Origin of the sequence: Paenibacillus sp. E222 (genome assembly GCF_013401555.1) — a bacterium.
In the GTDB taxonomy this organism is placed as follows: Bacteria; Bacillota; Bacilli; order Paenibacillales; family Paenibacillaceae; genus Paenibacillus.
The window spans coordinates 4820153-4833132 of the sequence record NZ_CP058552.1; the positions used below are offsets into that span (position 1 = coordinate 4820153).

Annotated in this window: 8 protein-coding genes; 4 read left to right on the forward strand and 4 right to left on the reverse strand. The window is 42.6% G+C overall.

The genetic code is table 11. The features are described from left to right. On the forward strand, positions 1–2217 hold the full coding sequence (locus HW560_RS21705; protein WP_179264690.1) for an MMPL family transporter: 2217 nt from the start codon (positions 1–3) through the stop codon (positions 2215–2217). An 11-nt stretch (positions 2218–2228) separates the two neighbouring features. On the opposite strand, the gene HW560_RS21710 is transcribed toward HW560_RS21705, so the two are convergent. From HW560_RS21710 to HW560_RS21720, 3 genes are all read right to left on the reverse strand, one after another. Further along, the gene (locus tag HW560_RS21710; protein ID WP_179264691.1) at positions 2229–2840 is read right to left on the reverse strand and encodes a TetR/AcrR family transcriptional regulator; all 612 of its coding nucleotides are present in this window, start codon (positions 2838–2840) and stop codon (positions 2229–2231) included. 348 nt (positions 2841–3188) lie between these two features. Then, complete coding sequence (locus HW560_RS21715; protein WP_257031401.1) at positions 3189–4037, reverse strand: oxidoreductase; 849 nt, start codon at positions 4035–4037, stop codon at positions 3189–3191. Between the two features lie 81 nt (positions 4038–4118). Beyond that, positions 4119–4487: a MerR family transcriptional regulator gene (locus HW560_RS21720; RefSeq protein WP_179264693.1), complete on the reverse strand. Its 369-nt coding sequence runs from the start codon at positions 4485–4487 to the stop codon at positions 4119–4121. A gap of 390 nt (positions 4488–4877) precedes the next feature. Between HW560_RS21720 and HW560_RS21725 the strand changes: the two genes are divergently transcribed. Then, the gene (locus tag HW560_RS21725) at positions 4878–7130 is read left to right on the forward strand and encodes a glycoside hydrolase family 3 C-terminal domain-containing protein (RefSeq protein WP_257032045.1); all 2253 of its coding nucleotides are present in this window, start codon (positions 4878–4880) and stop codon (positions 7128–7130) included. Positions 7131–7168: 38 nt separating this feature from the next. On the opposite strand, the gene HW560_RS21730 is transcribed toward HW560_RS21725, so the two are convergent. Further along, a complete protein-coding gene (locus HW560_RS21730) occupies positions 7169–8392 on the reverse strand; it encodes a helix-turn-helix domain-containing protein (protein WP_179264695.1) in 1224 nt (407 codons plus the stop codon). Between the two features lie 153 nt (positions 8393–8545). On the opposite strand from HW560_RS21730, the gene HW560_RS21735 reads away from it, so the two are divergent. Next, positions 8546–11275, forward strand: a complete 2730-nt coding sequence (locus HW560_RS21735; RefSeq protein WP_179264696.1) for a glycoside hydrolase family 78 protein — start codon at positions 8546–8548, stop codon at positions 11273–11275. 231 nt (positions 11276–11506) lie between these two features. Further along, a complete protein-coding gene (locus HW560_RS21740; RefSeq protein WP_179264697.1) occupies positions 11507–12934 on the forward strand; it encodes an MFS transporter in 1428 nt (475 codons plus the stop codon). The last annotated feature ends 46 nt before the right edge of the window (positions 12935–12980 follow it).

Sequence of the window (12980 nt, forward strand, 5' to 3'; positions counted from 1 at the left end):
ATGGCAAAATGGTTATATCGTCTCGGAGCCTGGTCTTCGAGGAAAAGAAAAGCAGTAATTACGGCAGGAATCACACTTCTCATTGTAATGGCAGCTCTCGGTCTGGGCATGGGGCCTTCGTTTACAGGTGAGATGACTATACCTGGAACAAAATCTGAGCAGGCTGCCGAGGTATTGAAATCCGAATTTCCAGCGTCGGATGGTGGTGGTCAGATACGTCTGATTTTCAAAGCTGATCAGGGTTTGCTCACATCAGAGGGTAATCAATCCAAAATAAAAAAGGCGTTGAAAGATGTTAAAACGGATTTGTCCGTCGTCTCCGTTTCCAATCCTTACGAAACCATGACACTAAGTCCAGACAAAAAAATCGGATATGCTGATATTACGTATAAACAGGCCGCAAGTGAAGTAGGAGAACATTCAAAAGAACATGTATTAAACATAGCAGAAACATTAACGAAGAATGGAGTGCAAACAGAACTCGGAGGCAGTGTGGCTTTCTCTGAAATTGAAATAGGCGGCATCTCTGAAGTAATTGGAATTCTGATTGCGTTTATGATTCTGGCTTTTACCTTCACATCATTTCTTGCAGCCGGATTACCTATTCTGACAGCAGTTATCGGTTTGGGAATTGGCTTGATGACCGTAATCGTTGGATCAAACTTTGTATCCATGTCTTCATTTTCAATTACACTCGCTGTCATGCTTGCTTTAGCCGTAGGTATTGACTACGCTTTGTTCATTATATCCCGTTACCGTCAACAGCTGGCCGAAGGTTATGACCGTGAGACGGCCATTGCGCAAGCCAATGCTACTGCCGGAGGATCAGTCGTTTTTGCGGGATTGACCGTTATTATCGCCCTTGTAGGACTATCCGTTGTTCAAATTCCGTTTATTACCATGATGGGCTTGGCCGCAGCAATCAGTGTATTTGTCGCTGTGCTTATTGCCATCATTTTTGTGCCTGCTCTTCTGGCTGTTGCTGGAGATCGGATCAGTCCAGCACGAGAAAATCGCTGGTTGCGCAAATGGTCAGGTCAAAAGAAAAATAAAACAAAAGAAAATGCCTGGGGAGGGTTGATCACCCGAAAACCGTGGTTAATCTCGGTTCTATCCATAATCATTCTTACCGTATGTACATTGCCATTCCTGCACATGCAGCTAGGCTTGCCGGATAGCGGGCTTAAATCAACCGAAACCACGGAACGAAGAGGATACGACTTATTAGCAGAGGGTTTTGGAGCCGGCTTTAATGGTCCGCTTGTCGTTGTAGCCAAAACCAGTGTCAGCAAGGACAGCCAGACCAAGATTGCAGAGGCAACGACTTACATTAAAGATATTCCAGGTGTTGCAAGTGTATCGCCTGCTATCCCTACTCCTTCAGGACAAGCAGCAATCATTACCGTCTTGCCTGAGAAAGGACCACATGATATTCGCACGACTGAATTAGTACAAGCTATTCGGGATCAATCGGAGAACGTGCTGAAAAAAGACAACGTAGAGATTATGGTAACCGGTGGAACGGCAGTCAACATTGATATATCCGAAAAATTACAGGAGGCACTGCCTAAGTTTGCATTGCTTATCGTTGGATTAGCCTTTGTTCTGCTGATGCTTGTCTTCCGTTCAATCCTGGTTCCTATTAAAGCAGTTGTTGGCTTCCTGTTCACGTTAGGTTCAACACTTGGCTTTATCGTATGGGTCATCCAGGATGGATACCTTGGCAGCTTGTTCGGCATTCCAGAACCTGGTCCTGTCTTGAATTTTCTACCTATACTTGTAACAGGAATTTTGTTCGGATTGGCAATGGATTACGAAGTATTTCTGGTGAGCAGAATGCGTGAGGATTATACCCACACAGGTGACGCCCACCGTTCTGTAAGAAGTGGATTAACTCACAGCGGGCCAGTGGTTACAGCCGCAGGGCTTATCATGATTGCTGTGTTTGCGAGCTTTATTTTTGCCGAAGATACAATCATCAAATCGATGGGGCTTGCCCTTGCTTTTGGTATCCTCGTAGATGCCTTTATTGTACGAATGACACTTGTACCTGCCGTCATGACAATACTCGGTAAATACGCTTGGTATCTGCCTAAATGGTTGGATCGACTTCTACCTAATATCGATATTGAAGGTGAATCCATTATGCAAGAGAATATGAACGAGAGCGGAATGACAAAAAATACCAAAGTTCAGACGGAATCAAACATTAAATAAAAAAGATATCATTAAGCCTTGAGCGCTGAAAGAAACGTCGTTTTAAGAATGTTAAATTGTTGATTCAAGTCTACCCGGGTATTGAATGCATCCGTATCATGCAACATGGACATCTTTTTGGAGAAATTACCGAATACATTCATCATTGTAATCAGTGTTTCTACTGTATTCATGTCAGTTCGCACAGAACCATCCTGTTCGCCTAAATGGGCAAGATCCGTAAACAGGTGGATCAACTGATCATATGCATCCTGATAAATCTGTAGGTTCTCCAAAGGTGCTTTAGACAAGGCAACATAACATTCAAAAGCTTCTATAAGTTTGGAATTCTGTTGATAATGAGCTTGATGATAGAAAACCAAAGCGTCAAAGATGCGCTCCATTTTCTCATAACACGTACCTTCATCATGCAATACGTCTTGAAGTATCTCAATTTCTGAATGCACGATGTTAGCTGCTACCTCCACAATAAGATGCTCTTTTTTTGGGAAGTAACGGAAAATTGTTGCAACGCCGAGTATCGCTTCATTTGCAATTTCCTGCATCGTCGTTTGTTCAAAACCCTGTCGTGCAAATACAGCAGTAGCCGCTTTAATAATTTCGATCCGGCGTTTCTGCCGCAAGTTGGTACGCTCCTGTTCTAACCTTTGTTTGGGTTGAATGAGAATGACCTCCTTAAGTTCAATTAAATTATGCTATCAACTTAAATGTGGTTTGTCAACGAAAAGGGACCTTGCATAACATCAACTGATACAGATCACGTTTTAAAAAAAACAGCTCTGGATCGGCTACACTTGGTTGGACAGAAAAATAAGGGCTTGTAGATAGAACTATCATGTTAAGGAGCGGATTTCTACAATGCCTAAACAACAACGACGTACATTCACAACCGAGTTCAAAGCACAAATTAACCCACAAGGATATCACATAAAAAAGTGATGCCCTGTGGGATTTTGTAATTCAAGCTTTTGTTATTCGTAATCTGCGTTTATCGTTGTTTCTTTCCATTGTTCTATGCTGGCAAGCAGGCTGTTAAATTTATAGGTCGCTGCATCGTAGGCTTGTTGTCCCAGCAATAAACGAAGAGGCGGTTCCGTTGTTTCCACAACTTTAATAACTGCTTCAGCTGCCTTTGCAGGATCTCCAGCTTCTTGACCAACACCGAGTTCGATCCCTTGCAACATCTGTCCGACGATGGATTCTTTAAGCTCAGGGATGCTTGTCTCTGTTTTGACAGAAGAGCGGCCACCCCAATCTGTGCGGAAACTGCTTGGCTCTATTAAAGTCACATGAATATTAAAAGGTGCCACTTCTTGGGATAGACTCTCAGATATGCCCTCAACAGCGTATTTTGTAGCATGATAATAGCCAAGGGTCGGGAATGAAGTCAGACCGCCAATGGATGAGAAGTTTATAATGTGACCACTTTTTTGTGATCTCATATGTGGAAGAACAGCATTGGTTACATTCATGAGTCCCCAGAAGTTAACCTCGAACATCTTACGAGTTTCTTCCTCTTCGCTTTCCTCAACGGAGCTGAAATATCCGATACCTGCATTGTTCACAAGCACATCTATACGGTTAAACTTCTCAATCGTGCGGTCAACCACATTACGGATCTGTTCTGGATTAGTCACGTCCAGTGGGAGAGCAATTACCTGATCCTCATGCCCGGCTGCAAGATCTGTTACCTGCTCAACATTACGCGCGGTCACGACAACTTTATAACCTGCTTCAATCGCTTTCTGCGAGATGTGTCGCCCAAATCCTGTTGAACATCCAGTGATAAGCCATACTTTTGATTCTGACAATGTAATCACTCCTTCAAGGTAATAACTTTACTTTAACTCTTAAAGTTAACTTGAAGTCAACACTCATTTTGAAAAATAAATATTCATAGACTATTTCATCTTCTTATGCATCAAAACATCGTAAATCGCAATCTTCCGAATAATCTTTTCCAGATGGAACTGAGTCTGAGCCACAGTACGTTCCACTTTAGTTTTATGCATAAGCAAAAATTGTTTTCTGGCATCCAGGGAAGGATCGCCTTGGCGAATCAATTCTGTATAAGCCTTTATGTCTTCAATGGACATTCCGGTATCTTTTAAAGCGACAACCAGTTCAAGCCACTCTAAAACCTCATCTGAATATTCTCTTCTACCTGAAGCATTCCGTTCAACATGTGGTAAGATGCCTTCTTGTTCATAATAACGTAGAGTGGAGGGACGTAAACCTGTGATCTTCTCAATTTCACTAATACTGTACATGTCAAGATGCTCCTTTAATAGTTAAAGTTAACTTGAAGTAAATTGTACCTTTTTCATGAAACAAAAGCGAATTCCCTGACACTTGGTATGGTCATTTCAACTCGTATAGAAGACATTGAGGAGTTCCTCAATCTAAGCGCATCTAATTGGGTGACTTGTGGGTTGATTGAATTAAGGTTAAAACTTCTCTCATCAGGATGAACGCTCAAGAAGATTCACCTCAATTTTTATATACACTCATTTCCCTTGTGAAGTAAATAAATTGTTGAAGAAAATGATTATTCGATACGATTCAGTTGATTAATTCTAAAAAAACAATTATATTACCATATTCGATGAGTGAATTCATCTATTCTTGTATATGTAAGCGATATCATTAAGGTTGGAGGAATACTAGTGGAACGAAATTTACAAGAATTGATCAGGCAAATGACATTGGAAGAAAAAGCAGAACTCTGCTCAGGTAAAGATTTCTCGAACACCAAATCCATTGACCGCCTTGGGATTCCCTCTATTATGATGACTGATGGCCCTCACGGACTTAGAAAACAAGAGGGGAGCGTGGACCACTTAGGTTTAAACAAAAGTGTACCAGCTACCTGCTTCCCAACTGGAAGTGGAGTTGCCTCATCGTGGAATCGTGAACTTGCTCACACGATGGGGAAAGCACTCGGACAAGAAGCAATAGCAGCGGATATTTCGATTGTTTTGGGGCCTGGTGCGAATATCAAGCGTTCCCCGCTATGCGGACGAAATTTTGAATATTTTTCTGAAGATCCTTATTTATCGGGAACTTTGGCAGCCAGCTATATTCAAGGCGTACAAAGCCAAGGCGTGGGCACTTCCATCAAACATTTTGCTGTAAACAACCAGGAATATAAGCGAATGTCTGTCGATGCGGTGGTCGATGAACGGACATTGCGGGAAATTTATCTGGCTAGCTTTGAGTATGCAGTGAAAGAGGGAGAGCCATGGACTGTCATGGCCGCTTATAACAGGGTAAATGGTGATTTTTGTTCCGAAAACAGCCGATTATTGACTGAGATTCTCCGGGAAGAATGGGGATTTGCAGGCGTAGTGGTGTCGGATTGGGGAGCTGTCAATAAACGGGATCAGGGACTAGCTGCTGGTCTGGATCTGGAGATGCCTTCCAGCAACGGTGCGGGAAGCAAGAAAATTATTGAAGCTGTTCAATCGGGAAAGCTGAGCGAAGAGGTGCTGGATCGGTCTGTTGAGAGATTGTTGTCACTTGTATTCAAAGCTGTAGACAACCAACGGAAGTTAGTATCGGTTGATGTAGAGGCACAGCACCAGTTGGCCAGAAAAATGGCAAGTGAATGCATGGTCCTGCTTAAAAATGAGGAGAGCATTCTCCCTCTAAACACCGAAGATTCCATTGCAGTTATCGGAGCATTCGCGCAGCAACCGCGCTACCAGGGCGGTGGTAGTTCACACATTATGCCAACGAATTTGGATAACATCTATGAAGAAATCCTTAAAACTGCCACTGACAGTGCGAGTATCTCGTATGCGGCCGGTTATACAATAGACGAAGATGTTGTAAACGAAGAACTTATTCAAGAAGCAGTAGCTACCGCAAAGCATGCACACGTTGCAGTGATTTTTGCCGGGCTGCCTGAACGTTATGAGTCCGAAGGTTTCGACCGGAAACACCTTCATTTGCCGGAAAGTCACAGAACTTTAATTGAAGCAGTCGCGGAGGTTCAGGAGAATATTGTTGTTGTATTGAGCAACGGAGGCCCCATTGAAATGCCTTGGCTGGATAAAGTTAAGGCTGTATTGGAGGCATACCTTGGAGGACAGGCTTTGGGTGGTGCGATCGTTGATATTCTCTTTGGAAGCGTAAATCCAAGTGGAAAACTGGCTGAGACATTTCCTGAAAAACTGATCCACAATCCGTCGTACTTGAATTTCCCCGGAGACGGCGAAACTGCTGAATATCGAGAAGGTATTTTTACGGGATATCGTCATTATGATACAAGAGATGTGGAGCCTTTGTTTCCATTTGGCTTCGGTTTGAGCTACACCCAATTTGAATATAGTGATCTACAGGTTAGTCATAAACAGATCAAAGATACCAACAGTGTAACGGTTACAGCAAAAATTAAAAACACGGGTAAAAGAGGGGGCAAAGAGGCCGTTCAGCTATATGTACGTGATGTGGAATCAACGGTCCCACGTCCACTTCAGGAATTGAAGGGGTACACAAAAGTTTCACTTCAGCCTGGTGAAGAGACCACCGTACATTTTGAACTGGACAAAAGGGCCTTTGCTTACTACGATGTTAAGCTGAAAGACTGGCATGTGGAGACGGGTACATTCGACATTATGGTCGGAAAATCTTCAAGAGAGATTGAACTCGCTGAAACGATAGAGGTAGAATCGAGCGTAATAGTTACCAGAACAATTACCAGGCATTCCACATTCGGTGAATTACTGCAGCATCCCGTTGGTGCTGAAATTATGGCTGCGATGGGGCAATATGATGGGAATGAAGCAGGACTGGGTGAGGGAATGCAGGAATTAATCATGGGTACCACATTGCACAATGCAGCACTTATGAGCAACGGTCAGTTTACAGAAGAAACACTACAGAGCATCTTATCCGCTGTTAACCGTTGAATGCATGAATAATTAGAATAAGCCCGGCGCAGTCGGGCTTATTCCTGTCTCATATGATGCGTTTGTTGATACTGCTTAGGGGTTCTACCTGTGTGTTTTTTGAAGATTTTGGTGAAATAACTCTGATCCGTAAAACTTAAAAGAGACCCGATTTCAGAAAGTGGAGTGCTCGTAAATTGAATCATATGTTTAGCTTCCTCAATTTTGATCTGTTGAATATATTCATTCACGGGAACCCCAACTTCTTTTTTAAATAGTACAGACAGATAGTTTGGGCTAATACCAGCATGTTCAGCAATTTCCTCGTGTGTAATTTTGGAATAACGGTGGTTATATATATAATTTTTGCAAAGTGTTACGATTTTAGAATGCTGCGATTCTTTAACCTGAGAGACTTTCTCGGTTAACGAAAAAAATGCTTCCAAGCAGCATTGATCGATCTCTTTATCGGTCCGTAGATCCTCAAGGCGCTGTATGTAAACATCACTTACTGAAAAAGCAATCTCCGAATAGAGACCCCCGTCAATTGCTGCTCTGGCTGCAAGAGCTATACCGATGATGCCAAGATTCTTTTTAGAACGGATATGACTTGATTTGGACAGGACTCCTGTATTTTCACGACCAAGTTGTGTAAAGTGTTTGAGCATATCCAATTTACCGTCCTTAACAATCGTTAACAATTTCTTTTCATTTAGCGGGTTGTGATGGAGCATCTCATCATAGCCTTTTGATGAATGTATGGAACTTTGTATTTCTTTTTCCTTGATATGAATACCGCGCAAATAGTCCTGTACTACATCCTCAGCTTCGATCAATTCGTGATTAAACATTTGATTAACCAAGATCGTGATGTTGATTAGCCTCTCATGGGTTATCACAGGAACAGACTGATAATAATGATATACTTGTTCCCGGTTGGCAAAGAGATGTGTGTCATTGATAAGCCCATTTATTTTATGTTCAATCAAGCTAAATGGAAGGGAAGGTCCTAAAATGATGGTGCCTTCATCGTTCAAATCGTTACCAATACGAATTAAAATGTAGTTCTCAAAAAACATCGTTCTTACTACTGAAGGATCTTCTTTACACACGGATGGATCAAACCCCAACACTGAAAAAAAGAATTGTTTATCATTTTTATACAGCGGATTAAGTATTCGATTACCCATCAGTTCGAATTGAACCTCTCCGGTGGAGCTTACAAAGAAGATGGACATATCAAAAAGTTCTGCAATAAGTTTACATTGACGTTTTAGGTCCATTTTGTGTGTGACTCCTTTTTTCAATCATTTTATCACATCAAAATTATAAAATTACAATGATATTACCATATTGTATGAGGAAAATTCTTTATGATATTTTAGTAAGCGTTAACATTTAGGTGTATGAGATCTATGTTGAAAGGTGGTCATCTCATGGAATTAAAAGATTTACGGATTGAATACATGCTTAATCCGATTGGACTGGACACAGTAAACCCAAGATTCTCATGGAAATTAGATTCTACTGAACAGGACGTAATGCAATCCGCTTACCGAATAAGTGTCACACAAGATTTGCAGAAAATCTGGGATTCTGAAAAGAGGGATGAAGACGTCTCCGTTTTAGTGGAATATGCTGGTCCTCGTTTACAGGCCTCGACTTTGTATCAGGTTCAAGTCGAAGTTTGGGATAACAAAGGTAATCACGCAGTCATGGAAGGACATTTTGAGACCGGGTTGCTGAATGGCAGCAACTTTCAGGCAGACTGGATTACACATCCATTCCCGAGCGAAGAAAGTGCTCCACCCGTTTTCTACAAAGAATTCTCTGTCGAAAAGGAAATTCAGCAAGCCCGAATCTATACCACTTCCCTCGGTGTTTATGAAATTGCAATCAATGGGACAAGAGTAGGAGAAGACTACTTTGCACCTGGATGGACGAATTACAACGAGCGATTGCAGTATCAGACTTACCGTTTGGACGGGATGCTAGAGAGCCAGAATAAAATAGAGATTACGGTGGGGAATGGCTGGTATAAAGGCATATTTGGTTTCACCTGCACTCCGAACCATTACGGGGATAGAGTTGCTGCACTTGCTGAAATCCATATTGTCTATACGGATGGAACAAAAGAGATCATTGCAACCGACAAAACCTGGCAGGTGACTACCGGACCCATCCGTTCAAGTGAAATTTACATGGGCGAGACTTATGATTCATGTTTTCATGAAAGTCAGTCCTTTCATGTGGAAACAACCTCTTTCGATAAAAATCGCCTTGTTGCTCAGGAAAGTGAACCCGTCAAAATCACAAAAAGGCTCCCTGCACTTCAGTTGATTACAACCCCAAAAGGAGAATGTGTCATAGATTTCGGGCAAATCCTTACTGGGTTTGTAGAACTTCGAACCAAAGGGCGGAAAGGTCAAACGATAACCATACGGCATGCTGAGGTCCTTGATAAGGAAGGAAATTTCTATCCGGATACGTTAAGACAGGCAGTATCCATTGATCAATTGATCTGTAACGGTAAAGATCAAATTTTCCGTCCTCATTTCACTTTCCATGGATTTCGGTATATCGCCATTGAAGGGGTAGATGAGATCCAGCTTGATCAATTCACAGCTTGCGTGCTGCATTCAAGTCTGGAGGAAACAGGCCGTTTCGTGACCTCCAATGCGATGGTGAACCAATTGCAAAGCAACATTCAGTGGAGCCAAAGAGGTAACTTTCTGGATATACCGACGGACTGCCCTCAAAGAGACGAGCGTCTAGGGTGGACAGGAGATGCACAAGTATTTGTTGGGACCGCTGCGTTCAATATGAATGTTGCTTCCTTCTTCAAGAAATGGCTGCGCGACCTTGCCTCTGAGCAGACGGAGGAATATGGGGTTCCCCATGTCATTCCTAACATTCTTGGAAATCAGGAAGGTGCTGCTGCCTGGAGCGATGCCGCTGTTATTGTCCCTTGGGTCATGTACCAAACCTATGGAGATCTTCGATTGCTGCGAGAACAATATGACAGCATGAAGGGGTGGATTGATTATATTACTGCACGTTGTGGAGCGAATGGATTATGGCAGACTGGTTATCAATATGGGGACTGGTTAGGGTTGGACAAAGAGGAGATTAGTAACGATAGAACAGGGGCTACAGATGTTTATCTGGTAGCAAACGCTTATTATGCGTATTCGACCGAACTGGTTGCAAAGACAGCCAAGCTTCTGGACAAAACCGAAGATGCCGTCCGTTACGAAGAATTGCATAGCCAGATCAAACAGGCTTTCAATGCAGAATATATCTCTTCAACTGGCAGACTGGTCAGCGAAACTCAAACGGCCTGCGTGTTAGCGCTACACTTCAACCTTGCCGAGGAGAGATACAAGGATCGGATTCGCAAGACGCTTGAAAACAATATAGCGAAACATAAAAACCATCTCACGACAGGATTTGTTGGTACTCCATATCTGTGTCATGCCTTATCGGACAATGACCTGCATGACCTTGCTGGTACCTTGTTTCTGAAAGAGGATTTCCCATCTTGGTTGTACGCTGTAAAAAAAGGGGCTACCACGATATGGGAACGGTGGAATTCCATTCTGCCTAATGGTGATTTCGATACATCAGGTATGAATTCCTTGAATCATTACGCCTATGGATCCATTGGGGAATGGATGTATAGAAAACTCGCGGGAATTAATCCAATTGAGGCAGGTTATAAGAAGATTCTGATAAAACCTCAATTCATCCGAGGAATCAGTTCGGTAGATGCTGCTTTTGATTCGGTCTACGGAGAGATAAAAAGCTCTTGGTCATGCAGGGCGGGTAAAATTATTGTAAATGTAACGATACCAGCAAATACAACAGCAATTATTGTACTGCCTAAGAAACCTGTGCCTGTAGAGGTTGGTTCCGGATCTTACAGCTTCGAATATGCGACGCAAATCAGTCTCGAAAGAGAACGGTTTACCATGGATTCGACACTCAAAGAGATTGTGGAAGAGCCCACAGCAGTTCGAATGTTAAACGAGCACGCTCCCGGTATGCTGGATCACCCGATGATCCAATATGCTTATGATTTATCTGTAAGCGAATTGCTGGCCAATACGCCAGAGGAGACCGAACAGTTATTTAGAAGAGTCATCCAAATGCTCAATGCATCTTAGGTATGAAGGGGAAAGGGTTGATTATGAAGGCGCTGCAGGAAACGAGCAGCGCCATTTTGTATTACAGAAATTCGTTATGGAAGAACGAAAGATTAGCACTTAAAAAAAGGGATAAGCACCAATACGAATTTACTAAAAAAATAATGAAGTTACCATATTAAACCCTTGAGGAGGACTAAAATAATGTTTGAAAGCGGTACCATGAAGCGAATGAAATAAGGGGGAACAGCAATGAAAGCAGAACGAGAAATCCTTAATCCATCAGTTGTAAAGGGAAGCAAGAAGTCCAAGGCATTAGGTCTTGATGCCCAAGGCATTCAGAAAACAATGCGCCCTTACCATTACTTAGGTGACGGAGCAGCGCAAGTTGCCTTAAACTCCATCAGCGGACTGATTGGGATGTTAACTTATTTTTATACAGACAAGGTAGGGATTGCTGCTGCCACAGTGGGCACGATTATGCTCATCACCAAATTTATCAATGCAATAGCAGACTTGCTGATGGGTAGGATCGTTGATGCGACAAAATCCAAATATGGAAAGGCCAGACCTTGGATTCTATGGATGGCTCTCCCCGCAATGGCATCTATCATATTACTGTTCACAGTGCCCGCCGAGGCATCATCAACGGTAAAAACCTTCTATGCGTTAGCTACAGTTGCCTTTGCTTCAGCTATTGTGTATACGGGAATTGCGATCCCTTTCGGAAGCTTGATGGCGATCCGTACCAGAAGTGTAGAAGAACGCGGTAAAATGGGCCTTACCCGAACCATCTTTGGATATATTATCGGGATGATTATCGCTATCGCATTAATTCCATTAACCAATATGCTTGGTGGGGATCAAAAAGCATGGATTATCGTTGCGGTTGTTCTGGGTATTGTATCTTTCATTTCCTTAATCCTGACCTTCTTAGCATCCAAAGAAAACAATGCTGGCGAAAGTATTGTTGAAAGCGATAACATTCCTTTCTGGGAAAGCATTAAGCTCCTATTCCAGAACAAATACTGGGTCATCATGCTGTTTGCTCAGTTATTGATCAACATGCTCTATACGCTTAATGGTTCAACAGGAATCTATTACACCAAGTATATTCTCGGGAATGAGAACCTGATCGGAATCATGGGGGCAGTTGGATTAGTCCCGGTTTTTTTGGGATTTGTTATGGTGGGACCCATGATCAAGAAATTCGGACTTACCAGAACTGCACGGATAGGCATGATTCTTGGCATCGTTTCATCACTTATTCGTTGCTTTATGCCATATAACTTTATTGCAGCTATAGTACTTGGCGGTATCGCGACACTGGCAACCATTCCAATGATGGCTGTCGGCGGAGTGTTGGTGAACAACACCGTGGAATACGGTGAATGGAAGACAGGTAAACGCCTAGTTGGGATGGTCAATAGTGCAAACAGCTTTGGCGTTAAAATTGGTACGGGCCTGGCTGCCGCGATGATCGGCTGGATTCTTGCCATGGGCAACTACGATGGAGCGTTAGTAACACAGGCGGATTCAGCGATTACCAGCATCCTGGTTCTGACGGTATATCTTCCTTTGGTGATATTCGTTCTTACGTATCTCTGCTTGCGCAAGTACGATTTGGATGAGAAGTATCCTCAAATTGTAAAAGAACTGGAAGAACGCTTGAATCCTTAGGAAGATGCAAGTTATCGCGGATTACTGGGATTAAATGAACCTATTT

Excerpts from the sequence above, each read along its gene's own strand:
- HW560_RS21730 (WP_179264695.1), bottom strand. The coding sequence starts at position 8,392 with ATGGACCTAAAACGTCAATGTAAACTTATTGCAGAACTTTTTGATATG.
- HW560_RS21735 (WP_179264696.1), top strand. The coding sequence starts at position 8,546 with ATGGAATTAAAAGATTTACGGATTGAATACATGCTTAATCCGATTGGA.
- HW560_RS21705 (WP_179264690.1), top strand. The coding sequence starts at position 1 with ATGGCAAAATGGTTATATCGTCTCGGAGCCTGGTCTTCGAGGAAAAGA.
- HW560_RS21740 (WP_179264697.1), top strand. The coding sequence starts at position 11,507 with ATGAAAGCAGAACGAGAAATCCTTAATCCATCAGTTGTAAAGGGAAGC.
- HW560_RS21720 (WP_179264693.1), bottom strand. The coding sequence starts at position 4,487 with ATGTACAGTATTAGTGAAATTGAGAAGATCACAGGTTTACGTCCCTCC.